The sequence below is a fragment of the Bradyrhizobium quebecense genome (genome assembly GCF_013373795.3).
Lineage (GTDB): Bacteria > Pseudomonadota > Alphaproteobacteria > Rhizobiales > Xanthobacteraceae > Bradyrhizobium > Bradyrhizobium quebecense.
The window spans coordinates 30,477-54,464 of record NZ_CP088022.1; the positions used below are offsets into that span (position 1 = coordinate 30,477).

26 protein-coding genes are annotated in these 23,988 nt (G+C 65.6%); 15 read left to right on the plus strand and 11 right to left on the minus strand.

The genetic code is table 11. The features are described 5' to 3' along the window. Positions 1–111: 111 nt before the first annotated feature. A complete protein-coding gene (locus tag HU230_RS00195) occupies positions 112–345 on the plus strand; it encodes a hypothetical protein (protein ID WP_092117453.1) in 234 nt (77 codons plus the stop codon). A gap of 187 nt (positions 346–532) precedes the next feature. Here the strand turns inward: HU230_RS00195 and HU230_RS00200 are convergent, their stop codons facing one another. Together HU230_RS00200 and HU230_RS00205 are read right to left on the minus strand one after the other, a co-directional pair. Continuing rightward, a complete protein-coding gene (locus HU230_RS00200) occupies positions 533–1,168 on the minus strand; it encodes an SCO family protein (RefSeq protein WP_176533496.1) in 636 nt (211 codons plus the stop codon). Continuing rightward, positions 1,165–2,280: an MBL fold metallo-hydrolase gene (locus tag HU230_RS00205; protein ID WP_176533495.1), complete on the minus strand. Its 1,116-nt coding sequence runs from the start codon at positions 2,278–2,280 to the stop codon at positions 1,165–1,167. Before HU230_RS00205 ends, HU230_RS00200 begins: the two co-directional genes overlap by 4 nt. A 220-nt stretch (positions 2,281–2,500) precedes the next feature. On the opposite strand from HU230_RS00205, the gene HU230_RS00210 reads away from it, so the two are divergent. Beyond that, positions 2,501–3,208 (plus strand): glutathione S-transferase N-terminal domain-containing protein, encoded by a 708-nt coding sequence (locus HU230_RS00210; protein ID WP_176533494.1) that lies wholly within the window; start codon positions 2,501–2,503, stop codon positions 3,206–3,208. A gap of 114 nt (positions 3,209–3,322) precedes the next feature. Here HU230_RS00210 and HU230_RS00215 read toward each other — a convergent pair whose 3' ends face one another. After that, entirely contained in the window at positions 3,323–4,117 is a 795-nt protein-coding gene (locus HU230_RS00215) for a crotonase/enoyl-CoA hydratase family protein (RefSeq protein ID WP_176533493.1), read from the minus strand. An 88-nt stretch (positions 4,118–4,205) separates the two neighbouring features. Here HU230_RS00215 and HU230_RS00220 point away from each other — a divergent pair, with 88 nt between their 5' ends. Further along, positions 4,206–4,802: a TetR/AcrR family transcriptional regulator gene (locus HU230_RS00220; RefSeq protein WP_176533492.1), complete on the plus strand. Its 597-nt coding sequence runs from the start codon at positions 4,206–4,208 to the stop codon at positions 4,800–4,802. A gap of 903 nt (positions 4,803–5,705) precedes the next feature. Here the strand turns inward: HU230_RS00220 and HU230_RS00225 are convergent. Beyond that, on the minus strand, positions 5,706–6,380 hold the full coding sequence (locus HU230_RS00225) for an HAD family hydrolase (protein ID WP_176533491.1): 675 nt from the start codon (positions 6,378–6,380) through the stop codon (positions 5,706–5,708). Positions 6,381–6,694: 314 nt separating this feature from the next. Here HU230_RS00225 and HU230_RS44005 point away from each other — a divergent pair, with 314 nt between their 5' ends. From HU230_RS44005 to HU230_RS00240, 3 genes are read left to right on the plus strand one after another with little or no spacing between them, the layout of a single operon-like run. Next, a complete protein-coding gene (locus HU230_RS44005; RefSeq protein WP_420840826.1) occupies positions 6,695–6,847 on the plus strand; it encodes a hypothetical protein in 153 nt (50 codons plus the stop codon). Continuing rightward, positions 6,848–8,278 carry a DUF1800 domain-containing protein gene (locus HU230_RS00235; RefSeq protein WP_420840827.1) on the plus strand — a complete coding sequence of 477 codons (1,431 nt, stop codon included), beginning with the start codon at positions 6,848–6,850 and terminating at the stop codon, positions 8,276–8,278. Next, positions 8,275–9,504: a DUF1501 domain-containing protein gene (locus HU230_RS00240; protein ID WP_176533490.1), complete on the plus strand. Its 1,230-nt coding sequence runs from the start codon at positions 8,275–8,277 to the stop codon at positions 9,502–9,504. Before HU230_RS00235 ends, HU230_RS00240 begins: the two co-directional genes overlap by 4 nt. 147 nt (positions 9,505–9,651) lie before the next feature. Here the strand turns inward: HU230_RS00240 and HU230_RS00245 are convergent, their stop codons facing one another. The 3 genes from HU230_RS00245 to HU230_RS00255 form a co-directional block, all read right to left on the minus strand. Continuing rightward, a complete protein-coding gene (locus HU230_RS00245; RefSeq protein WP_176533489.1) occupies positions 9,652–10,593 on the minus strand; it encodes an aldo/keto reductase in 942 nt (313 codons plus the stop codon). A gap of 275 nt (positions 10,594–10,868) precedes the next feature. Beyond that, positions 10,869–11,330 carry a GNAT family N-acetyltransferase gene (locus HU230_RS00250; RefSeq protein ID WP_176533488.1) on the minus strand — a complete coding sequence of 154 codons (462 nt, stop codon included), beginning with the start codon at positions 11,328–11,330 and terminating at the stop codon, positions 10,869–10,871. A gap of 102 nt (positions 11,331–11,432) precedes the next feature. Continuing rightward, on the minus strand, positions 11,433–12,248 hold the full coding sequence (locus tag HU230_RS00255) for a PAS domain-containing protein (RefSeq protein ID WP_176533487.1): 816 nt from the start codon (positions 12,246–12,248) through the stop codon (positions 11,433–11,435). 211 nt (positions 12,249–12,459) lie between these two features. Here HU230_RS00255 and HU230_RS00260 point away from each other — a divergent pair, with 211 nt between their 5' ends. Then, entirely contained in the window at positions 12,460–12,813 is a 354-nt protein-coding gene (locus HU230_RS00260) for a DMT family protein (RefSeq protein WP_097673131.1), read from the plus strand. 15 nt (positions 12,814–12,828) lie between these two features. On the opposite strand, the gene HU230_RS00265 is transcribed toward HU230_RS00260, so the two are convergent. The 3 genes from HU230_RS00265 to HU230_RS00275 form a co-directional block, all read right to left on the minus strand. Further along, positions 12,829–12,984 (minus strand): hypothetical protein, encoded by a 156-nt coding sequence (locus HU230_RS00265; RefSeq protein ID WP_176533486.1) that lies wholly within the window; start codon positions 12,982–12,984, stop codon positions 12,829–12,831. 61 nt (positions 12,985–13,045) lie between these two features. Continuing rightward, positions 13,046–13,222, minus strand: a complete 177-nt coding sequence (locus HU230_RS00270; RefSeq protein WP_176533485.1) for a hypothetical protein — start codon at positions 13,220–13,222, stop codon at positions 13,046–13,048. A gap of 180 nt (positions 13,223–13,402) precedes the next feature. Next, positions 13,403–14,056: a glutathione S-transferase family protein gene (locus tag HU230_RS00275; protein ID WP_176533484.1), complete on the minus strand. Its 654-nt coding sequence runs from the start codon at positions 14,054–14,056 to the stop codon at positions 13,403–13,405. 645 nt (positions 14,057–14,701) lie between these two features. Between HU230_RS00275 and HU230_RS00280 the strand changes: the two genes are divergently transcribed. The 3 genes from HU230_RS00280 (at position 14,702) to HU230_RS00290 (ending at position 17,424) form a co-directional block, all read left to right on the plus strand. Then, entirely contained in the window at positions 14,702–15,904 is a 1,203-nt protein-coding gene (locus HU230_RS00280) for a pyridoxal phosphate-dependent aminotransferase (RefSeq protein ID WP_176533483.1), read from the plus strand. Positions 15,905–16,157: 253 nt separating this feature from the next. Further along, positions 16,158–16,682 carry a DUF992 domain-containing protein gene (locus HU230_RS00285; RefSeq protein WP_176533482.1) on the plus strand — a complete coding sequence of 175 codons (525 nt, stop codon included), beginning with the start codon at positions 16,158–16,160 and terminating at the stop codon, positions 16,680–16,682. 259 nt (positions 16,683–16,941) lie between these two features. Next, the gene (locus HU230_RS00290; RefSeq protein ID WP_176533481.1) at positions 16,942–17,424 is read left to right on the plus strand and encodes a DUF992 domain-containing protein; all 483 of its coding nucleotides are present in this window, start codon (positions 16,942–16,944) and stop codon (positions 17,422–17,424) included. Here the strand turns inward: HU230_RS00290 and HU230_RS00295 are convergent. After that, the gene (locus tag HU230_RS00295; protein WP_176533480.1) at positions 17,421–18,353 is read right to left on the minus strand and encodes an alpha/beta fold hydrolase; all 933 of its coding nucleotides are present in this window, start codon (positions 18,351–18,353) and stop codon (positions 17,421–17,423) included. The genes HU230_RS00290 and HU230_RS00295 overlap by 4 nt on opposite strands. Positions 18,354–18,477: 124 nt before the next feature. Between HU230_RS00295 and HU230_RS00300 the strand changes: the two genes are divergently transcribed. The 5 genes from HU230_RS00300 (at position 18,478) to HU230_RS00320 (ending at position 23,920) form a co-directional block, all read left to right on the plus strand. Next, the gene (locus HU230_RS00300) at positions 18,478–19,383 is read left to right on the plus strand and encodes a LysR substrate-binding domain-containing protein (protein ID WP_176533479.1); all 906 of its coding nucleotides are present in this window, start codon (positions 18,478–18,480) and stop codon (positions 19,381–19,383) included. A 170-nt stretch (positions 19,384–19,553) separates the two neighbouring features. After that, positions 19,554–21,602 carry an elongation factor G gene (locus HU230_RS00305; protein WP_176533478.1) on the plus strand — a complete coding sequence of 683 codons (2,049 nt, stop codon included), beginning with the start codon at positions 19,554–19,556 and terminating at the stop codon, positions 21,600–21,602. Positions 21,603–21,697: 95 nt separating this feature from the next. Continuing rightward, entirely contained in the window at positions 21,698–22,339 is a 642-nt protein-coding gene (locus HU230_RS00310) for a YoaK family protein (protein ID WP_176533477.1), read from the plus strand. Positions 22,340–22,370: 31 nt separating this feature from the next. Then, complete coding sequence (locus tag HU230_RS00315) at positions 22,371–23,225, plus strand: shikimate dehydrogenase (RefSeq protein WP_176533476.1); 855 nt, start codon at positions 22,371–22,373, stop codon at positions 23,223–23,225. 68 nt (positions 23,226–23,293) lie between these two features. Further along, positions 23,294–23,920 carry a hypothetical protein gene (locus HU230_RS00320; RefSeq protein ID WP_176533475.1) on the plus strand — a complete coding sequence of 209 codons (627 nt, stop codon included), beginning with the start codon at positions 23,294–23,296 and terminating at the stop codon, positions 23,918–23,920. Positions 23,921–23,988 lie beyond the last annotated feature (68 nt).

Below are 23,988 nucleotides of genomic sequence, written 5' to 3' on the forward strand. Positions count from 1 at the left end.
CCTCAGGAAACCTGATGCAAGGGCAAGATAACTCAGTTTGCCGGCAGAGGCCAAGCAGCGCAGAAATACCGCAGACGATTTTGAATCCCTGCTGACCCCGGCGAGGACCAAATGACTGAGACCACCGACGCCCTGGTGCTCGATCTCGTGGAATGGGTCGCGCGCGAGCCGCGGCCCTATGCCGAGGTGCTCGAGGTCTGGCGCACCTCATGCCCGCGGCTGACGATCTGGGAGGATGCCGTCGACCGCGGCTATGTCGCGCGCCGTCCCTCGGTCGAGGGCATGCGGGTGATGGTGACGGAAACCGGCGAGACCTTCTTGCGCGCGCACGGACGGCTGCATTGAGTTCGCGATTGGTCCGAGCCTGCCTGTCGAGATACTTTCTCTTCACCTCTCCCGCTTGCGGGGGAGGTCGGATTGCATCGCAGATGCAATCCGGGTGGGGGTTCTCTCCACGATGTGACTCGTGGGGAGAGCCCCCACCCCGACCCTCCCCCGCAAGCGGGAGAGGGAGGGCAGTCCCGTTGCAGCACTAGCGCGCCGGCTCGGCGAGCCGTGGCCGGATGATCTCGACCATGCGGTCGGCCGATGTGCCCGGCGGAAAGAAGCCGAGATAGTTGCCGTCGCGGTCCATCAAATAGATGTAGGCGGTGTGATCGACGGTGTAGTCGCCGGCGTCCTTCAGCGGCACCCTCGCGTAGTACACCTTGTAGGCATCGGCGACCTTGCGGATCGCATCAAAGCTGCCGGTCAGCCCGACCAGCCGCGGGTGAAACAGCGGCAAGTACTCCGCGAGGTGGGCCGCGGTGTCGCGCTCGGGATCGACCGTGATGAAGATCGGTTGCACCTGATCGCCGTCAGGGCCGAGCTTGTCGAGCGCCAGTCCGATTGCCTGCAGATCGGTCGGGCAGACGTCGGGGCAATAGGTGAAGCCGAAATAGACCAGCATCAGCCGGCCGCGGAAATCGCTGTCGGTGCGGACATGCCCGGTCTGGTCGGTCAGCGCGAACGGGCCGCCGACCGGCTCCCGGTTCCACATCAGGATGTCCATGATTTCGGCGGCCGAGCGCGCCGATTGCGCCGGCGCATCGCCGGCCAGTGCTGACGCCAGCGTCAGCAAGAGGCCGGCGCCGGCGCATGCGAAGCCCCGCAGGAGCGGCGCGATCATATGCCGAAGGAGAGGCGGCTGCCGGTGGTCGTGACCAGCACCTTGTCGCCCATCTGCGCGGTCGCCTCCTGGACGAAGTTGAGGCCGGAGCAATGCATCGGGACCACCACGTCGGGATCGAGCTTCTTGATCTCGGCGACGACCTCGGTGAGGTAGTCCTTCGGCGCCGGCCCGAGATGGAAGCCGCCGACGATTGCGTGCACCTTCTGGATGCCGGAGACCTCCTGCGCCTGCTTCACCGAATTGACGATGCCGACATGGCCGCAGGACGAGATCACGACCAGGCCGAAGTCCCGCACGTTGAAGCAGGTGGCGTGCTCGTGGATGTGCTCGTCGGGCACGATCTTGCCGTCCAGCTCGGCCGGCAGATAGTGGCTGGCGTTGCAGCCGAGCCCGTCCTTCATGCCGAACTCGACCCAGGTCTGCGGCAGCACGCGCTCGATGCTGCGGCGGGTGATCTTGCCGGTCGTGAAGGCGTGGCCTGCGATCACGGTCGGGGTCTCGCACAGCACCGTGGTGACGCGTTGCGCCGCGAGCTGGCGGCGGTCCAGCGTGCCGAAATCGGTGAACTGGCCCTTGGTCGGCGTCGCGCTGACGCGGTGGCAGAAATTGTCCTCGCCGCCGGCATAGAGCTTCACGTCGGCCGGCAGTCTGTCGCGGAATTTGTCGAGGAAGCCGTTGAGGCCGCCGAAATGGTCGTAATGCCCGTGGCTCACGATCAGCGCGTCGATCTTCGCCGGATCGACGCCGACCAGCGCCATGTTGTTGAGCAGCACTTCCGGCGTGTAGCCATAGTCGAGCATCAGCGTACGCTGCGCGCCCTTGGCTTCCGATTCCAGCCACAGCGACAGGCCCCATTCATTGTGCAGCGATTTGCGGAAGTCGGCGCTGCGCGCCGCCGGCGCGATCGAGACGCCGTTAGCCTGTTTCAGCTTGAAGAAGACGTCGAAGCTGGAATCGACCAGCACGCGGATCGACAGCTTGTCGACGGTCGGCACCTCGATCGGTGCGGCGCTCGCGATCTCGACGCAGGAGAATGCGCCCGCGGCGGCGGCGCCGGCGATCGCCGCCGAGCCTTTCAGGAAATCACGTCGTGCCAAATCCCGTGTCATTATTATCCCCCAAGTTTTGAAAATTCTTCAATGCGAACCGTGCGGAGCCTAGGTGCTATCGGGGCGCAGCTCAATCGCGCGCTTGCGTCGTTTGCAGATCACATTCGCGCGCGGTGCAATGCGCGCGCCATTGACTCGGGTGCGGTTATGCGCGCAACTTCATGCATTCGCATCTTTCTCGTGATGCGTCAGCAATCCCCGGAAATGCAGGATCACGCCCATGATCGATCTCCACTACTGGTCCACGCCGAACGGCCACAAGATCACGATGTTCCTCGAAGAGACCGGATTGGAATACAAGGTTTTCCCGGTGAACATCGGCAAGGGCGATCAGTTCAAGCCCGATTTCCTGCAGGTCGCGCCGAACAACCGCATTCCGGCCATCGTCGATCACGCGCCGAAGGGCGGCGGCAAGCCGATCTCTCTGTTCGAATCCGGTGCGATCCTGCTCTATCTCGCCGAGAAGACCGGAAAATTTCTGCCTGCGGATCTCTACGGCCGCTATGACGCGATCCAGTGGACCTTCTGGCAGATGGGCGGGCTCGGGCCGATGGCCGGGCAGAACCATCACTTCCGCAACTATGCTGTCGAGAAGCTGCCTTACGCGATCGACCGCTATGTCAACGAGACCAACCGGCTCTACGGCGTGCTCAACAAGCGGCTCGCCGACCGCGAATTCATCGCCGGCGACTATTCGATCGCCGACATGGCGAGCTATCCCTGGGTCGTGCCCTACAAGAACCAGGGCCAGGAGATCGACGATTTCCCGCATCTGAAGCGCTGGCTGGAGACGATCGGCAAGCGCCCGGCGACCGAGCGCGCCTATGCCAAGGCGAAGGAGGTCAACCCGAATTTCGGCCAGCCCGCGATCCGCACCGAGGAAGAGCGCAAGCTGCTGTTCGGGCAGACCGCGGCGGTGGTGCGGTAGGGCTATCCACCGTCATTGCGAGCGAAGCGAAGCAATCCATCTCTCCGGCCTAACGGATGGATGGATTGCTTCGTCGCTTCGCTCCTCGCAATGACGACGCGGAGCGAGCGAGGGCTACGCCCCGGCATACTTCGCCGGCCGCCGCTCCTTCCACGCCGCGAGCCCCTCGGCGAGGTCGCGGCTCGGCACCAGCGCGGCGAACTGCTCGCTCTCGACCAGCAGGCCCTCGGCAATCGACATGTTGAGCCCGCGCGTCACCGCGGTGATGGTGCCGGCGACGGCACCGGGCGAATGCCTGGTGATGCGGCCGGCGAGCTCGCGCGCGGCGGCCAGCAATTGATCGTGTGGCACAATCCGGTTGATCAGCCCGATCTCGCGTGCGTGCTCGGGCGGGAACGGATCGCCAGCCAGCAGCAGCTCGAGGGCGCGCTTGCGTCCCGCCAGCCGCGGCAGCCGCTGGGTGCCGCCGAAGGTCGGGGGCATGCCGAGCTTGATCTCGGGTTTTGCGAACAGCGCGCGGTCGCTGGCGATGGCGAGATGCACCGCCTCAGTGATCTCGCAGCCGCCGCCGAAGGCGAGCCCGTTGATCGCGGCGATGACCGGCTTCTTGAACGCTTCGAGCCGCGCGGTCATGGCCTGGCCGCGGCGGACGAAGTCGCGCACTGCGACCGCGGCGGCGCCTTGCTTGACGCTTTCCGAAAATTCCTTGATGTCGGCGCCCGCCGAGAAGGCGCGCTCGCCGGCGCCGGTCAGGATCGCGGCCCGCACGCCGGCGTCGCCCTCGATGCGGTCGAGCGCCGCCATCAGCTGATCGATCAGCTGGTAATTGAGCGCGTTGAGCTGCGCGGGGCGATTCAGGGTGATCAGGGCGATCCCGTCGTGGATGGCGAGCAGGATGGGGTCGGGCATCGTGAGTCTCCGGCATGGGTGTTCGTGGCGCCGAACCTAGAGGCTCCTGGACCTTGTGTATATTCACTGGTGAGTATACATACGAGGGATGCCCCGACCCTCCGAACCCACCCGCGAGCGCATCGTCCAGGCGGCGAATTCGCTGTTCTACAGTGAAGGCATCCGCCGCGTCAGCGTCGACGAGGTGGCCGCCAAGGCCGGCCTCACCAAACGCACGCTGTATTATCACTTCAAGAGCAAGGACGACCTCGTCGCCGCCTATCTCGCCGCGCGCGACCAGCCCAATCTCGCGCTGTTCCGAAAATGGTTCGCGGAGGCCGATGGCGCGCTGCCGGTGAAGGTCGAGGCGATCTTCAAGAACCTCGCACGCTCGGCGCGGCATCCGAAATGGAAGGGCTGCGGCTTCCTGCGCACCTCGGCCGAGCTCGCCAACATGCCCGGGCATCCCGCGATCCGGATCGGCGCCGCGCACAAGAAGATGTTCGAGGACTGGCTGCGCGCGACCTTCGTGGAGCAGGGCATCGCCGACCCCCTCAAGCTGGCGCGGCAGATCCTGCTGCTGCTGGATGGATCATTCGCCGTGGTGCTGCTGCATCGCGACGCGAGCTACATGGAGACGGCCGGCCAGGCCGCGCGCACGCTGATCGAGATGGCGCTGGCGAAGCCGGGGCGCAAACGGGGCTAGGGTCGCGTTTGCTTAGTTCTCAAAAAGGCGACATGGAATCCGGCCGGAGTGCGCGTCGGCATTGGGGCCAATAGGCGAACTCCGTGACAACGAGCGCACTAAACCCAGAGGTAACGTGCACGGTCACTCCGATCAGTTTTGGTCATCAATATCCCAAATAGCGGGGCAAGCTCGTACAGTTGGCGAGCATCAACCACAGGGAGGCCGTGCTAAACAGGCTCCATCCCACGCATACGACTACAAAGACTTGGTTATGTGGGAAGCTGACGGGATCTGGCCTGTATCGGTCGTACAGTTTCTTGGGTAGGGCATTGGGGAATGACCCGTAATAGGTGGGTTTGGCACTATCGTAAATCTTCTGAGAAAAATGGTCCCACCGAAAAACAATCCAACAAATCCAGATTGTTGGAAACGCCGTCAACATCCCTACCAAGACCCACAAAGATGTGGCGTTACCGTTTCTGGAGTGAATGATCCATCCCGGGCAGCCGCCACGGCTTGGGTCAACGAACATCAGAATGAGCAGGGCGCAAACGAGCCACGCAACGCAGGTAGCGGCTGCCCATTTTGCGACCTTGAGACAAAAATCTGGATTGTAGTTGGGAAGATACGGGCGCTCGTCCATAGATTGCATTCTAACTGAAGCCATCCAACGCCACAACCGTCGGGCGTTATACGTTTCACTTCCGCTATGGGTCAAAGGGGTCGGTGGCGGCCGAGCCGACTGGCATCCGCTTCATCCCCAGGAGCGAACCTTTATGAGTACACACTTTGGCCGATCGGCCTCTGTCATTGCGAGGAGCTCGCGACAAAATTGCGGAGCAATTTCGCGCTGAAGCGACGAAGCAATCCATGCCTCCACTTGTGGTGACATGGATTGCTTCGCTTCGCTCGCAAAGACGGTTAGAGCGCGCCACGCTCCTGCAGCAGCGCCAGCACGGCGTTGAGGTCCGGCAGCACGGCTGCGCATTTCGCGCGCGTCGCTTCGGTCGGCGGCGCCATATCCGGCACCATCAGCGTGATGGCGCCGGCGGCGTGGGCCGCGGCGACGCCGTGGTTGGAATCCTCCACCGCGATGCAGGCCGCCGGCGTCACGTCGAGCCGCGCGGCCGCCTTCAGATAGAGCTCCGGATCCGGCTTGCCGTGGGTCACGTCGTCGAGCGTCAGCAGCGTGTCGAAGCGGTCGCGGATTCCGGCGAGCGCGAGATGGCGTTCGGCCGTGCGGCGCGATGACGAGGTCACGATCGCGGTCCGGCGGTCGGCGACGGCAAGACCGTCGAGCAGTGCGATCGTGCCGGGCTTGAGCGGCAGGCCGGCGTCAAACATGCGATCGCGGGTGACGATGAAGGCGCGATTGACCTCGGCGAGCGGGAACGCCGCGCCGTAATGATCGCGCAGCATCGCTTCACAGACCGGGCCGGGAAGTCCGACCATGGAATGGCACAGCGCGACGACGCCGTCGGCGTAGCCGCATGCATTCAGCGCCGCGACCAGGCTGTCGAAGTAGACTTTCTCGGTGTCCAGCAGCGTGCCGTCCATGTCCAGCAGGACGGCGTCGACGGTCCAGGGTGCGTTCACGTGGTGCTCGCCGCTGTCTGCTGTTCCGCCAGCTTCCGCAAGCATGCGGGGCAGAGGCAGTCGCTGCTGTCGGTCGGCATCGGCAGGCGAAAGCTTTCGTCGGAACACCAGCACGATCCCGTGAGCGAGCAGGAGAATTCGCTGCCGCATGCCGTGCAGGCAAGCCGGCGCGGAGCAACTGGTTCGGAACGATCGTGTGACGTGAGGTCCATTCTAACCGCGATTTAATGCGCGAATTAATCTCGGGTTCATCCCGGACCGCGCATGATGCCGGGCAACACATATAGCCGGGATAGGCCGTTAAGGGAATTCTGATGGCCCGTGATTCGCAAGCCGCGCTGATTGCTCTCAACCGGTTTGGATTTGGCGCCCGCGGCGGGGCGGCCGGCGACTTCATCAACGCGGCCTCCGATCCGCGCGGTTTCGTGCTGGCGGAACTGGCGCGTCCGAACGGCGCGCTGCTCTAAGTGCCGGGCCTGCTCTCGACGCCGGAGCTCGGCAAGCAGGTGTTCGACTATCAGTTCGAGATCCAGCAGGCGCGCAATGCCGCGAAAGCCGCGCAGCAAGGCGCGAGCGAGACGCCGCCGCAGGGGCCGGACGCGAAGCCGCAGCAGCGGCGCAATCTGTCGCTATCGACCGCCGCCAAGGAGATCGCAGGCAAGGATCCGGCGATGCAGCCGCAGGCCGCAGACAGCGCCAATGCGGCAATGACGCCGTCCGCGACGATGCAGCCTCCGACGATGCAGACGGTGGCCGGTCCGCCCAAGCCGCCGGCGCAACCGCTCAACATCATTCAGAAGACGTTCCGCGCCGAGGCGCTGGCGCGGTTGCAACGCGGCGTGGTCGCCGATTGTGGTTTCGTCGAGCGGCTCGTGGTGTTCTGGTCCAACCACTTCTGCATCTCCGCCAACAAGGGCGCGCTGGCGCGGATGTGGGCCGGCTCGTTCGAACGCGAGGCGATCCGCCCCCATGTGCTCGGCCGCTTCGGCGACATGCTGAAAACTGTCGAGCAGCATCCGGCGATGCTGTTCTTCCTCGACAACCAGCAATCGCTCGGGCCGGAGTCACGTGCCGGCATCAATCGCAGCCGCGGCCTCAACGAGAATCTGGCGCGCGAGATCATGGAGCTGCATACGCTCGGCGTCGGCAGCGGCTACACCCAGGACGACGTCACGGCGCTGGCACGGGTCATCACCGGCTGGACCTTTGCCGGCCGCCGGGGCCAGCTAGGTGCGCCCGGCAGCTTCGTGTTCAATGCCAATGCGCACCAGCCCGGGCCGCAGCAGGTGCTGGGCAAGACCTACGCGCAGGCCGGCCTCGCACAGGGCGAGGCTGTGCTATCAGATATCGCTCGGCATCCCTCGACCGCGAAATTCATCGCGACCAAATTTGCCCGTCACTTCGTCGCCGACGATCCGCCGCCGGCGCTGGTGGCGAAGCTGCAGGACTCCTTCACCAGGACCGACGGCGATCTCAGGGCGCTGGCCACCGCGCTCGTTCAGTCGAACGAGGCGTGGCAGGCGCCGTTGACGAAGATGCGCTCGCCTTATGAATTCCTGCTCGCCTCCGGCCGGCTGCTGGCACGCAATCCGGAGGATCCGGGCCGCTACCTCAACGGTCTCAACGTGCTCGGCCAACCGCTGTGGTCGCCGGCCGGGCCGAACGGCTTTCCGGATACCGCGGCGGCATGGGCCGCGCCTGAGGGCATCAAGCTCAGGCTCGACATCTCGGCGCAGCTTGCCTCGCAACTGGCCGACCGGTTCGACCCGCGTGACCTGCTCGAGCTGATTGCGGCGGATGCCGCTTCGGTCGAGACGCGGCGCACCATCGAGCGCGCGGAATCGCGGCAGCAGGCGCTGGCACTGCTGCTGATGTCGCCGGAATTCCAGAGGAGATGACCATGGATTGCTCCGAGAGCTTGATGCTGCAGGCGACGTCGCGTCGCGCGCTGCTGCTCGGCGGCGCCTCCTTTGCCGCCTGGGCCTATCTGCCGAAATTCGCGCGCGCGGCCGATGGCCGCGATCCGCGCTTCGTCACCATCATCCTGCGCGGCGCGCTCGATGGCCTTGCCACCGTGGCGCCGGTCGGCGACCCCGATTACGCCGGCCTGCACGGCGCGATCGCGCTGAAAGCCGACGGACCGAACGCGGCCGTGATGCTCGATCCCTTCTTCGGCCTGCATCCGGCGATGCCGGAACTCGCGCGGATGTATCGCGCCAAGCAGGCCGCGGTGGTTCATGCGGTTGCGACCTCCTATCGCGATCGCTCGCATTTTGATGGCCAGGATGTGCTGGAGAGTGGCTTCCCCGGGCCCGGCCGGGTGCAGTCGGGCTGGCTCAACCGCGCGCTCGAAGCCTTGCCAAGGGGTGAGCGGGTGACGAGCGCGCTTGCCGTCGGTCCGACCACACCGCTGGTGTTGCGCGGCGCAGCGCCGACCGTCGGCTGGGCGCCGACCGCGTTGCCGCAGGCCGCCGACGACACCGCGATGCGGCTGCTCGATCTCTACCAGCACCGCGATCCGACGCTGGCGAGCGCGCTGACGCAAGGCTTGCAGCTCGAGAAGCAGGCGCAGGGCAACGAGATGAAGCCGCAGCCCGGCGGTGGCGGCGTCGCGGCGATGCGGCTGGTGGCGCGCGGCGCCGCCAAATTGATGGCGGCGGATGACGGCCCGCGGATCGGTGCGCTGGCCTTCGACGGCTGGGACACCCATGCCAATGAAGGCGGGCCGGTCGGCCGGCTTGCGCAGTTGCTTGGCGGTCTCGACGGCGCGCTGGCGGAATTTCAGAGCGGCTTAGGTGCGCGCTGGCGCGACACCGTGATCGTGGTCGCCACCGAGTTCGGCCGCACCGCGCCCATCAACGGCACCGAGGGCACCGACCACGGCACCGGCACGATCGCGCTGCTCGCCGGCGGTGCGGTGAACGGCGGCCGGATGATCACCGACTGGCCGGGCCTGAAGCCGGCCAATCTCTACCAGGCCCGCGACCTCGCCCCGACCACCGACCTGCGCGCCGTGATCAAGGGCGTGCTGCACGACCAGTTCGGCCTCGGCGAGCGCGTGCTGGCCGATGCCGTGTTCCCGGACAGCGCCCCGGTGAAGCCGATGAAGGGGCTGGTGGCCTAGCGGCGATCACATACTCGGTGTCGTCCCGGCGAAGGCCGGGACCCATTGCCACCGAACTCGATTGTTGGAATACGCTGGAGCCACAGCATGCCATAACCGCACACTTGTGGTTATGGGTCCCGGCCTTCGCCGGGACGACGCAAGTAATTACCCCTTCGTAATCCGATCGATCTCCGCCATCTCCTCCGCACTCAGCTTCCAGCTGATCGCCTTGACGTTCTGCTCGACCTGTTCGACGCGCGTCGCGCCGGCGATGACGCTTGCGACTTGCGGGCGGGCGGCGAGCCAGGAGAAGGCGAGCTCGAGCATGCTGTGGCCGCGCTCCTGTGCAAAGGCCTGCAGCTGCTCGACGATGTCCTCGTTGCGTGGTGTGACGTAGCGGTCCTTCAAGGCCGGCGCCTTGGCGAAACGGGTGTCGGCGGGAGCGGCGGCACCGCGCTGGTACTTGCCGGCCAGAAGACCGCTCGCGAGCGGGAAGAACGGCAGCAGGCCAAGATTGTATTGCTGCGCGGCGGGCAAGAGGTCCTTCTCTATGCCGCGCACCACGAGGCTGTATTCGTCCTGGCAGGACACGAAGCGGTTCACGTTCAGCTCGCGCGCAACGTATTCTGCCTCTGCGATCCGCCACGCTGGGAAGTTCGAGTTGCCGATGTAGCGCACCTTGCCCTGGCGCACGAGATCGTCGAGCGCGCGCAGCGTCTCGTCGATCGGGGTCAGCGGATCATAATCGTGCTGCTGGTAGAGATCGATGTAGTCGGTCTTCAGGCGGGTGAGGCTCGCTTCGACCGCGGACATGATGTAGCGCCGCGAGGCGCCCTGCCTGGTGCCGTCGGTCGCCATTGGCTTGGAGAATTTCGTGGCGAGCACGATGTCCTTGCGGCGATCGCCCAGCACGGTGCCGAGCACGGTCTCCGAGCCGCCCATGCCCGCATAGATGTCGGCGGTGTCGAACAGGGTGATGCCGAGATCGATCGCCTTGTGGATCACCTTGCGCGAGGTTTCCAGATCGGTGCGCTGGCCGAAATTGTTGCAGCCGATGCCGACCGCGGACACGCGCAGGCCGGAGCCGCCGAGATTACGAATTTCCATGAGACAATCCTGTGGGATAGGCGAGGGATGCCGTGCATTGTGACAAGCACGCCGAGGGGCGGCAAGGTGCCGCCCTACCGCCGATCACGCATGGCACCTATCACGGACGGCAATGTCACAAAAAAAGCGGTCCCGGTCAGACGCGGCGACTGACGGGGACCGCTCGGGGCGAAGATCTGAGACGGGGGGCCTGATCTTACGCAAGCGGAAGCCTAGCCGGGCTTTGTAACGCGCCGGTGACATCTCCATTCAATCCACAGGCCGCGCAGGCGCGCTCAGATGATCTTGCGATAGATGACGAAGCCGGGCTTGTCCGCGACCTTGTCATAAAGCTGCATCGCGGTGTGGTTGGTCTCATGCGTCTGCCAGTAGACGCGCGGCGATCCGACGAGTTTCGCCTGCGCGTAGACGCCGTTGATCAAGGCGCGGCCGACGCCCTTGCCGCGCGCGGCCTCACTGGTGAAGAGATCCTGCAGATAGCAGGTGGGCGCGATCGCCGTGGTCGAGCGGTGAAACAGATAATGCGTCAGCCCGAGCAGCGTGCCGCCGGCGTCGGCGACCAGCGCATGCACCGGCTCGTAGGCATCGAAGAAGCGCTGCCACGTCATCGCGGTGATCTCGGGCGCGAGCGCGGTCGGTCCTGACCGTTCATAGAAGGCGTTGTAGCCGTCCCATAGAGGGAGCCACTGGGCGTAATCGTCGCGCGTGACGAAGCGGATGGTGACGTCGTCGGACATGAGCGAACCTTGGATGATCCCGCGTTGCACGATGTCTGCGCATCGCTCGCGAAAGTTCTACCGTCGCTATCTCGCGGGATCAATTGCGGAGGTGGTCGCGCCTCATTCGGCGGCGCGCAGCAGCCGCGCCAGATGGCGTTCGCGCCCGGCGCGCTGCGCGCGATATTCGTCGGCCTTCGCCGGATCGTCGGTGTGCCGCACAAGGTCGGTCACGGGCGTATAGCTCAGCATGCGACCGCCGTCGGGCAGCGCCGTGCAGCTGAAGCGCAGCACTTGGCCGTCGGCGAGATTGAGGTTGATCGGCGTGGAATCGCCTGATCGCATCATCGCGATGCGCTCGGCGATGAACGCGCTCAGCTCGTCTTCCGGCAATTCGTAGGCGCCGGTGTCGCGGCCATGATACATCAGTGCGACGAACGGCGGCTTGCTGTCGGCCTGCGCGTCTGAGAGCGCGAAATATTCGCGGAAAGCGCGGTTGATGAATTCGGCGCGGGTGTCGGCGTCGAGCAGCACGATGCCGATGTCGACCTGGTCGAGCGCGGCGGCGAGCCGCTCCGAGGTGGCGTGATGCTGCTGGTCCGCGGCAAAGGCGTCGATCCATTTCTGCCGCAGCATTCCGGTGATCAGGGCGGTGCCGGCCGCGGTCGCGGCCAGCATCAGCATCCGCGCGACGTCGGCGGCGTCGTAGCCGGGCAGCGCGCGATGATCGAGGAAGAACAGCGCCGAGGCGGCCACCGCGATTGCCGCGGAGATCAGCCCGGAGCTGATGCCGCTGATTGAACTGGCGAGCGCCACGATGCAGACGAACAGCGGCGCCGGATTGGGGACGGGGACAAGGAGACGGTCGATCAGGAACGCGGCAAGCGCCGTGATCGCCGTCAGGGCCGGACCTGAAATTGCACGCCAATCAAACCGCATGCGCGTTCTCGCTGTCTGTCAAACAAACGATAAAGCGGTAGTTTGACGACAGCTCCGCAACGGTGCCAGGATTTCCGCCCCGACCGTTAAGCCGGCCTTGCGCGAGCAGAACCAGCTTTCGCTGCTTTCAAATCAAATGATATGCAGATCGGCATGGAACCCGGTTCCGGGCCTGCGGGTTACCGCGTGCTTTGCTTGAAAGAGGACATCGATGCCCGCCATTTCGCCTTCGCTGCTGCCGATCCTGATGCTGTTTGCCTCGAACGTCTTCATGACCTTCGCCTGGTACGGCCATCTCAAGTTCAAGGATCATTCGCTCCCCATCGTCATCATGGTGAGCTGGGGCATCGCCTTCTTCGAATACTGGCTGGCGGTGCCGGCCAATCGCTGGGGCAGCGAGGTCTATAGCGCGGCGCAGCTCAAGACCATGCAGGAGGTGATCACGCTGGTCGTGTTCGCCGGCTTCTCGGTGTTGTATCTGAAGGAGCCGCTGGGCTGGAATCACGCGCTCGGATTTGCCTTCATCGCCGCCGGTGCGTTCTTCATCTTCCACAAATGGAGCTAGCGCGCTTGCGCTAGTCTAGCGGTGCGGGGCCGGTTTGGCGGCAGGCGTCGTGACGTGCGCCGGGTGCGCGCGGTCTTCGCCCTGCGTGCCGGTCACGATCAGGAGCGAGGCCGCAAGCAGGATCGCCGCCGACAGCGTCACGGTCACAAGTCCGACGGGGGTCTTCATCATGTCGCGCCGCTGTCTCTCCCGCGCCTTGCCGCGGATCAGGTGCCAATTGGAAATTGCTGGATTACGCCGGGATCGATGTCGCCATGCTGATGTTGCTCGCCAGCAGCGTCACCGCGACGACGAGCCACAGCGTCAGTGCGCCAAGCGCGAGCGACGTGGCGATCGCGTTGGTCAGGCGGGATGATGCCACTGGGGCAGGGCGGCCATGGAAGCCTGCCGTGCCGGACCACCGTTTCATGGTCTAAATCCCTCAGGCCGCGAGCGAATCACTCGCGACATCCGAGCGAATCTGCCCAGCGTCACCGGCAACATTGCGGCGGCGAGGTCCCTCGAAAACGGCGAAAATGCGGCCTCGGCGGGGGTCTTGCCCGATATTTGGGCAGTTTCCCCGCTATTCCCGGAATTCAGACCCGGTCGTTCAAACGCCTGCCACAAGGCGGGCCTGGGGCTCGGCCCCGGCACCAGGCTGCCAATCCATCGCGACAAATCCGGGGGTCTGCTCGACCCGTTTCAGCCAGGCGCGGATCGACGGGAAGGTCGCCAGGTCGAAGTCGCAGCGGTCGGCGACGTGGGTGTAGCCGTAGAGGGCGATGTCGGCGACGGTGAACTGTTCGGCCGCGAAAAAGGCGTGCCCCTTGAGGTGATTTTCCATCACCTGCAGCGCCGCATAGCCGCGCTCCATCCAGTCCTCCAGCGCATGCGTCTGCAGGTCGCGCCCTCCCTTGACCAGCGACAGCCAGAAATAGGCGGCGCCGATATTCGGCTCCAGCGCGTGCTGCTCGAAGAACATCCATTGCAGCGCCTCGGCGCGCTCGATCCGCGACTCCGGCGCCAGCGGCGTGCCGATCGCGACGTACCAGAGGATGGCGTTGGACTCGGCGAGATGGCGGCCTTCGGCAACCTCGAGCAACGGCACCTGGCCGCTCGGATTCTTGGCCAGGAAGTCCGGGGTGCGGCTCTCGCCGCGCAGGATGTCGATTTCGATCGCCTCGTAGGGCGTGTTCAGCACCGCAAGCGCCAGCCGGACCTTGTAGCTGTTGCCGGAGCGCTGCATCGAATAGAGCTTGTACATTGCGTCGGGGTTCACTCGATCAGGAAGTCGGGCTGCAAGGAGACGGTACGCTTTGAAATTGCGCGGCCTGTCACACCGCAATGCCGCTAAACAATGATGCCGACAGGGGTGCGTCGCAAGCCCTGCAACGTGGAAAAAGTCGAAACGTCTACCGCACTGCACGCGTGCAGAACGACTCCATCAACACGGCAGAACAACTCGGATCACGGCTGCGCGACGCTGTGCACGGTGCCGGTCGGTGCCATCGATGCCGTGGTCGATACCTTGGCCGGCGCGCGGCAATTCACAAACGTTAACGCGCCATCCCTATCGCGCGATGTGCCCGTCGGCGGCTGCACGGACCGTCTGCCGTCGGCACCATCAGGCAAGCGCCGCACGGCAATTGTCCTCGGAGCAATCCGCGCCGGCGGACGCGGCCGCAGGCCTTGCCGGCAAGGCTGGAGCTGCCATCAGCGGACTTGCCGGATATGAGTCATTCGGGGCCGGAACTTGCGGAATATTGCGCATGTTGCGAGCCATGCGGGAAAGTTTTCGTGCTTTACCGCCAAGCTTCTTGCGATGCAGCGGCGACAGGCCTAGGGTGCCGCGATCCCATTCAAATCAAGTCGTGGCCGAACGGCTCACGACGTTTGCCAGGAGATGATAATGGCCTTCCTGTCCGCTGCGCTCGACCGTGTGAAGCCGTCCGCGACGATCGCGGTCACGGACAAAGCACGCGCGCTGAAAGCCGCGGGCCGCAACGTCATCGGCCTCGGCGCCGGCGAGCCTGACTTCGACACGCCTGCCAACATCAAGCTGGCTGCGATCCACGCGATCGAGGCCGGCAAGACCAAGTACACCGATGTCGGCGGCATTCCGGAGCTCAAGGAAGCCATCATCAACAAGTTCTCGCGCGAGAACGGCCTGAGCTACAAGCCGAACCAGATCATCGTCGGCACCGGCGGCAAGCAGGTGCTCTACAATGCGCTGATGGCGACCATCAATCCGGGCGACGAGGTGATCATCCCGGCGCCGTATTGGGTCAGCTATCCCGAGATGGTCGCGCTAGCCGGCGGCGAGTCGGTGCCGGTGGTTTGCCCGGCCTCGACCGGCTTCAAGCTGCGCCCGGAAGATCTCGAGAAGGCGATCACGCCGAAGACCAAGTGGGTGATCCTGTGCTCGCCATCGAACCCGACCGGCTCGGCCTATACTCGGAGCGAGCTCAAGGCGATCACCGACGTGCTGGTCAGGCATCCGCATGTCTGGGTGATGACCGACGACATGTACGAGCACCTCGTCTATGACGACTTCGTCTTCACCACCGCGGCGCAGGTCGAGCCGAGCCTGTACGATCGCACGCTGACCGTGAACGGCGTGTCGAAGGCCTACTGCATGACCGGCTGGCGCATCGGCTATGCCGGCGGCCCGGCGCAGCTGATCAAGGCGATGGCGACGATCCAGTCGCAGTCGACCTCGAACCCGTCGTCGATCGCGCAGTGGGCGTCGGTCGAGGCGCTCAACGGTCCGCAGGACTTCATCGCCGCGAACAACAAGGTGTTCAAGGAGCGTCGCGACCTCGTGGTGTCGATGCTCAACCAGGCGAACGGCATCGAGTGCCCGCGGCCGGAAGGCGCGTTCTACGTCTATCCGTCCTGCGCCGGCACGATCGGCAAGAAGGCGCCCTCGGGCAACGTGATCGACAACGACGAGGCGTTCGTCACCGAGCTGCTCGAGAGCGAAGGCGTCGCGGTCGTGCAGGGATCGGCGTTCGGTCTCGGACCCGCGTTCCGCATCTCCTACGCTACCAAGACCTCGGATCTCGAGGATGCTTGCAAGCGCATCCAGCGCTTCTGCGGTAATCTGCGGTAATCGGTTCTGAACTGAGAAGCCAAGAAACGCTCCCGCACCTGGTGCGGGAGCGTTTCTGTTTGTGCAGCGACGTCGCGTAGTCGGTAAAATCGCGGAGTCAAATCACAACGTGCTCATCTCACGCGTGTGTGCACGAACATCGATGCCACACGCTGGAAGTTTTTACGGCCTCTTTGCGAACTGCCTTGTTTTGGACACGACCCTTGCATTCTGTCCGCCGCACAAATTCAGTTCACCTTGCGGAGACAGATCAATGCGACTTTCGACTCTCACCCTTGCAGCGCTTGCGTTGCTGGCGCCGTTCGCCACCGCCAACGCGGCACCCGAGCAGGTTCAGGCCGGGGTTCTGCAATGCCAGGGCGGCGAGAACGTCGGCTTCGTCGTCGGCTCTGTTGCCCGCCTTGAGTGCGTGTTCCAGAGCGGCGGCCGCCGTCCCGAGCCTTATGTTGCGACCGTGAAGCGGATCGGCGTCGACCTCGGCGTCACCGCGACGACCCAGCTTGCCTGGGCCGTGAGCGCGCCGACCACGCAGCTTCCGCGCGGTGCGCTTGCCGGCAGCTACGGCGGCGTCGGCGTCAACGCTTCGGTCGGCCTCGGTGCCGGCGGTAACTTCCTGTTCGGCGGGCCGAACAACGCCTATGCGCTGCAGCCGATCAGCGTGCAGGGCCAGACCGGCCTCAACGTTGCGGCCGGCATCGCCGGGATCGATCTCGAGCCGGTCCGCACCGCTGGTCCGCGCCGGCATCATCGTCACCACCGTCATCATCACCACCACTAAGTCGGTCGGTGTTCGATCAAGGAGGCCCGCGAAAGCGGGCCTCTTTTTTGCCGTCTGTCGTTTGTTGTCTGTTGCGTGACAGCTTCTGCAGGGCGCGCGGGGCAAGCATTAGCGCCACATCCTGCAACAATTGGTGGCCGGGCACCGCAAATTCTGGCTGCACAATCGATGTTGTGGCATAGGATGCGAATGGCGCCGCAGACACGGCGCCGTTCTGTTCTCTGCTCGCGTCATGCCCCTCAGCCGGAGACTCTCCAACATGCGTCGCTTCACTCTCCTTGCCGGTGCCGCCATCGCCACGCTGACCGCAATCGTTGGCGCCAACGGCCAACAGCCGAGCCAGCGCGTGCAGGTCGGCGTCCTGGAATGCCGCGGTGGCGCGAGCGTCGGCTTCATCGTCGGCTCCGTGACCCATCTCGGTTGCGTGCTGCGCGCCAACGGCCTGCCTGAGGATCGCTACATCGCGACCATCCAGAAGGTCGGCATCGATCTCGGCATCACCCAGGAGTCGGCGCTGGCCTGGGGCGTCTATGCACCGGTGGAGCGGCTCGGGCCGGGTGCGCTCTCCGGCAATTACGCCGGCGCGCAGGGCAGCGCGACGCTCGGCGTCGGCGTCGGCGGCAATGTGCTGGTCGGCGGCTCCGACAACACGATCGCCCTGCAGCCGCTCAGCGTGCAGGGCCAGGTCGGCGTCAACATCGCCGCCGGCCTCGAGAGCCTGGAGCTGCGTCCCGGCCGCTAAAGCGTGCGTGCACCGGTCCGTAATCGGCCGAAGAAGCCGCGGGCTTCTTCGGCAACGATCCCGGGCGCCTCGGCGTGAACATAATGCCCGGTGTCGACGAACCTGATCGAAGGTTCGCTCCAGTAGTCCCCCAGCCGGTCCGACCATTCCGGCGAGATCAACGGATCACGCCGGCCCCAGAGAAAGCGCGAAGGGATTTCGATGCGCGTCTGTGCCGGCAGTCTGCCTTCCAGCCAGAGCCGGCGATTGGGCGCGGACGAGAGATACCAGTCGAAGCCACCCTGGATGTTGCCCGGCTTCATGAAGTTATCGACATAGGCTTCGAGCAGGTCGCCGAATACGGCGGGATTGTCGCCCGACCAATGGTCGAGGAAATGGCGGAAGTAGAGCCGGCATGACTCGCGCGAGCTCTCGACCAGTTGCGCGGCCCATGGCAGCTGCTGGAAGTATTGATACCAGACCTCGATCAGGTGGCCGGGCTCGCCGTAGCGTTGGCCGAGGCCCGGATAGGGCGTGCAGAGATAGAGCGTGCCGGTCAGCCGCCGCGGCTGACGATGCGACATCGCCTGCATGACATAGGCGCCGAGGTCGCCGCCGATCACACCGAAGCGGTCGTGACCGAGCGCGTCCATGAGCGCGAACATGTCCAGCGCGTGGCGCTCCGCCGTGGCGGACGCGTCAGGTCCCGGCACCGGCTTGCCGGTGTCGCCACAGCCGCGCAGGTCCGGCGCGATCAGCTCGAAACTGTCGCCTAGCCGCAGCATCAGCGGGCGCCACACCAGCCAGAACTCCGGCCAGCCATGGAGCAGGAGCAGCGGCGGCCCCTTGCCGAAACGCGCGACGTTGACGGACAGGCCGCCGATCTCGATCTTCTGCTGCGTGATGCCGGCCGCGGCCGCGTCCGCGAAAGCTTTTTCCAGTGCCGTCATGGCGACCTCCTGTGGTTTGCCGCAGGCTGTCCGCGTTCGCGCGTCCGGTCCAATACCCGTTCGATACGGTAGCAGAGCTATTGCGTATGGCTGCCGGCGCCGGCCGTCGTGCTATATCGCCGGCATGGAATTACGACACCTCAGATATTTCGTGGCGCTCGGCGAGGAATTGAATTTCACCCGTGCGGCCGAGCGGCTGCACATCGCACAACCGCCGCTGAGCCAGCAGATCCGCCAGCTCGAGGATGAGCTCGGCGTGACGCTGCTGCAGCGAAATAGCCGTCCTGTCAGGCTCACCGAGGCCGGCGAGCTGTTTCTTGCGCGTGCACGCGCGCTGCTCGCAAGTTTCGAGAGTGCGGTTGCCGACACGCGGCGCGTTGGGCGCGGCCACGCCGGCAAGCTCGCAATCGGATTCGTCGGCTCCGCCATGTTTGCCGGCCTGCCCGATATCGTCGGCGCCTATCGCGATGCCTGTCCCGATGTCGAGCTCGTGCTCGACGAGATGCTGGCGGCGGAGATTGCCGAGGCGTTGCGGCGGCGCCGGATCGATGTCGGCTTCGCGCGCCCGGCGCTGTTGCCCGAAGCGGGGCTCGCCCAGCGCCTGATCCTCGATGAGCCCTATGTCGCGGCGCTACCGCGCGCGCATCCCCTCGCGGCGCGCGGCGACATTGCGCTCGCCGAACTGTCCGACGATGCCTTCGTGCTCTATCCGGCGCAGCCGGAGCCGTCGGTCACCAGCCTGATCGTCGCCGCCTGCCAGGCCGCCGGCTTCACGCCGCGGCTCGCACAGGAAGTTCTGCATCTGCAAACCGCGATCGGCCTGATCGCCGCCAGTGTCGGCGTGTCGCTCGTACCTGAAGGCGCGGCGCGCGCGCAAACCGGTCGCGGCGTGGCGTACGTTCGGCTTGCCGCGCCGATGGTGACGGCTGCGCTCACGATCGCGTGGCGCGAGGAAGATGTGTCGCCGGCCGTGCAGCGCCTGCTCGACATCGCGCAGCGCTGGCGCGAGATTGCGCCGTTTAGGAACTGACGCATCGGACGCAATCGTCCGGCGAATGGTGGCGCGCAGCTCCGCTATCGCAAACTTCTGCGACGCCGCACCGCAGCGACGTTTTCCCGCTTGCCAAACGCCAAACGCAGGCAGACCATAAATGGTCGCCGACCCAATCATGGGCCGAGCTCCAACACGAGGAGGCGGCAATGGGACAAGACGTCAGAAGTCCCCGAGGTCCACGGTGCATCGCGCTGGTGGGCCCTTTCCAAAGCGGTAAAACCACACTTCTGGAAGCGATCCTGGCGCGTACTGGCGCCATCAAGACTGCCGGCAGCGTCGATGCCGGAACCTCCGTCGGCGATGCCAGCCCCGAGGCACGTCAACACAAGATGGGCGTAGGCCTGACCGCCGCGACCACCACCTTTATGGGGGACAGCTACACCTTTATCGATTGCCCCGGCTCGATCGAATTCGCGCACGACATGCGTGCCGCGTTGCCGGCGGTCGATGCCGCGGTCGTGGTCTGCGAGGCTGACGAGAAGAAGCTGCCGCAGCTGCAGATCATCCTGCGCGAGCTCGAGGAGCTCGGGATTCCCCGTTTTCTGTTCCTGAACAAGATCGACCGTGCCAACAAGCGCGTCCGCGAGACGCTTGCGACGCTGCAGCCGGCGTCGCGCGTGCCGCTGGTGCTGCGCCAGATCCCGATCTGGAACGGCGATCTGATCGAAGGCTTTGTCGATCTCGCGCTGGAGCGCGCCTTCGTCTATCGCGAGCACAAGCCGTCGGAGGTGATGGCGCTGGAAGGCGGCAATCTCGATCGCGAGAAGGAAGCGCGCTTCTCGATGCTGGAAAAGCTCGCCGATCACGACGATGCGCTGATGGAGCAGTTGCTGGAGGATATCCAGCCGCCGCGCGATGCGGTGTTCGACGATCTCGCGCGCGAATTGCGCGAAGGGCTGATCTGTCCGGTGCTGCTTGGTGCGGCGAGCCGCGAGAACGGCGTGCTCCGCCTGATGAAGGCGCTGCGCCACGAGGCGCCCGGCGTCACTGAGACTGCCAGCCGGCTCGGCATCAAGGACCAGAAGGATGCGCTGGCCTATGTGTTCAAGACCGTGCATCTGCAGCACGGCGGCAAGCTGTCGCTGGCGCGCGTGCTCGCAGGCCGGCTCGACGACGGCGCGACGCTGCAATCCTCGTCCGGCGAAAGCGGGCGCGTCTCCGGCATCCTCGCGGTGTCGGGTACGCATGACAGCAAGCGGCCGCAGGCCGAAGCCGGCGACGCGGTCGCGCTCGGCAAGCTCGACGCGATCAAGACCGGCGATACGGTCTCGAGCGGCAAGACCGCCCCGGCCTCGCTGGTCAAGGTCGAGCCCGCCGCGGCGGTGCTGTCGATCTCGATCGCCGCGACCGACCGCAAGGACGACGTCAAGCTCGGCCAGGCGCTGCTGCGGCTGAACGAGGAGGATCCGTCGCTGACGATGATCCAGAACCCGCGCACCCACGACACCGTGCTGTGGGGGCAGGGCGAGATGCATCTGCGCGTCGCGCAGGAGCGGCTGAAGGACCGCTACGGCGTCAACGTCAAATCGCATCCGCCGGCGATCGGCTATCAGGAAACCATCCGCAAGGCGGTCACCCAGCGCGGCCGGCACAAGAAGCAGTCCGGCGGCCACGGCCAGTTCGGTGATGTCGTGCTCGACATCAAGCCGAAGCCGCGCGGAAGCGGCTTCGAATTCCACGAGAAGGTGGTCGGCGGCGCGGTGCCGCGCAACTATATCGGCGCGGTGGAGGAGGGGGTGGTCGACGCGCTCGCGCGCGGCCCGCTCGGCTTCCCCGTGATCGACGTCGACGTCACGCTGACCGACGGCTCCTATCACAGCGTCGACTCCTCCGACCTTGCGTTCCGCACCGCGGCGCGGGTGGGCGTCAGCGAGGCATTGCCGCAGTGCCAGCCGGTGCTGCTGGAGCCGATCCATATGGTCGAGATCGTCTGTCCGACCGACGCGACCGCCAAGATCAACGCGATCCTGTCGGCGCGCCGCGGCCAGATCCTCGGCTTCGACACCCGCGAGGGCTGGAGCGGTTGGGACTGCGTCCGTGCCACGATGCCGGAATCCGAGATCGGCGACCTCATCGTCGAGCTGCGCTCGGCCACCGCCGGCGCCGGCACCTTCACCCGTCAGTTCGACCGCATGGCCGAAGTGACCGGCCGCGCCGCCGACCAGATCATCGCCGCGCATCGCGACGCGGCGTGAGACTGCTGCCGCGATCACGCCCCGCGTGGGCGTGATCGTTGGCAGGATGGCCGGAGGCCGCTAGCTTGTGTCCCTGATTGGGGCGCAACGACATCATGCTTGAATCCCGCCGTAACCTGGCGCTGGCCTGCGCGCTCAGCGCGCTGGCCGGCTATGTCGACGGCATCGGCTATCTGCATCTTGGCGGGTTGTTCGTCTCATTCATGAGCGGCAACTCGACGCGGCTCGGCGTGACGCTGGCCGAGGGCCACTGGCAGCACGCCCTGGATGCGCTGGAACTGATCGTGCTGTTCGTCGCCGGCGCCGCGGCCGGCAGCCTGGTCGTGCTCGGCCGCTTCGCGTATCGCCAGCCGCTGATCCTGCTCGCCGAGGCGCTGCTGTTGATGGCGGCGGCGTTGGCTTATGCGTATGGCTTGCCGAACACGGCGGTCGCCGCCATCGTGCTGGCGATGGGGCTCGAGAACGCCGTGTTCCAGCTTGAAGGCGGGGCCGGGCTTGGCCTCACCTATGTCACCGGGGCGCTGGTGAAGGCCGGCCAGCTGATCGCCGCCGCGCTGACCGGCGGTGCGCCCTGGGCCTGGCTGCCCAATTTGCTGCTATGGGCGGCTATGGTCGCCGGCGCGCTTGCCGGCGCACTCGCCTACCGCTGGATCAACCTCGCCGCGATCTGGTTTGCCGCGGGCACCGCGTTCGCCCTCAGCGCGCTGGTTGCCGCAACCGCGAAGCGGACGGATTGACAGCGCGCCTGCCTTGGCCGATGTCACGGCCATGACATCCCAAGGCAACACCCAAAGCAAAACCCGCGCCGCGTGCCTGATCGGCTGGCCGGCGGCGCATTCCCGCTCGCCGCTGATCCATCATTACTGGTTGCGCACGCTCGGCATCGAGGGCGGCTATGTGATCGAGGCGGTGCCGCCGGAGGATTTCAAGGATTTCCTGTTCCGCCTGTCGCTGCGCGGCTTCGTCGGCGCCAACGTCACCCTTCCGCACAAGGAGCGCGCGCTCGCGCTGTCGGCTCCGGATGAGCGCGCCCGCGCCGTCGGCGCCGCCAACACATTGTGGTTCGCCGATGGCGAGTTGCGCTCGACCAACACCGATGTCGAAGGCTTCATCAACAATCTCGACGCCCGCGCGCCCGGCTGGGACAACACGGAAGACGCGCTGGTGCTCGGCGCCGGCGGCGCGGCGCGTGCGGTGGTGTTCGGCCTGATCGAGCGCGGGATTGCGCGCGTGCATCTGGTCAACCGCACCATCGACCGCGCCCGCGCGCTCGCAGAGCAATTCGGCGCGCGCGTTCATCCGGCGACGTGGGACACGGTCGGCGAGCTCTTGCCGCGCGCAGGTTTGCTGGTGAACACGACGTCGCTTGGCATGCATGGCCAGCCCGCGCTCGAGATCGATGTCGCGTTGTTGCCGCAGAGCGCGGTTGTTTCCGATCTTGTCTATGTGCCGCTGGTGACGCCGTTGCTTGCCGCGGCAGCGGCGCGGGGGCTGAAGACCGCCGACGGGCTCGGCATGCTGCTGCATCAGGCCGTGCGCGGTTTCGAGCTGTGGTTCGGCCAGCGCCCGCACGTCACGCCGGAGCTGCGTGCGCTTGTCGAAGCCGATCTCACAAAGACTTGAGGCCTGGAATAGCGTCTCCGGAGCGGTGTCTCGTGTTAGTCCCCCGCGTTCCCTCCCGGAGATCAATGATGCCTGCCAGCCGTTCCCACTTCACTCGTCCGTTCATTGCGCTCGCGATGGTGTCGGCATCCACGCTCTACGCGCTTGCCCAGCAGCCGCCGACGCCGACGCGGGTGCGTGGAACCGTCGAGAGCGTCGATGGCGATACGCTGGCGGTGAAGTCGCGCAGCGGCGAGGACGTCAAGCTGCACATGGCGGGCAATATGGTGGTGCTTGGCCTCACCAAGATCGCGCTGTCCGACATCAAGGTCGGTTCCTTCATCGGTACGACCACGGTGCCGGGGCCCGACGGCGTGCCGAAGGCGGTCGAGGTGCATGTCTTCCCCGAAAACATGCGCGGCACCGGGGAAGGCTCGCGGCCGTATGATCTGAAGCCGAACAGCAGCATGACCAACGCCACCGTCGCGGAATCCGTCGCCGGCAATGACGGTCATACATTGCTGGTCAAGTACAAGGACGGCGAGAAGAAGGTACAGGTCACGCCCGACACGCCGGTCGTGACCTATGTTCCCGGCGACAAGGCGGACCTGATGGCCGGCGCCAAGGTCATTGCCTTCATGAAGAAGCTGCCCGACGGCTCGTTTGAGACCGACCGCGTCAGCGTCGGTCGCGATGGCCTCACCCCGCCGATGTGACCCGAACGCCAGTCTCTCAACACGTCGTCCCGGCCTAGTGCGCAATTGCGCACGGGAGCCGGGACCCA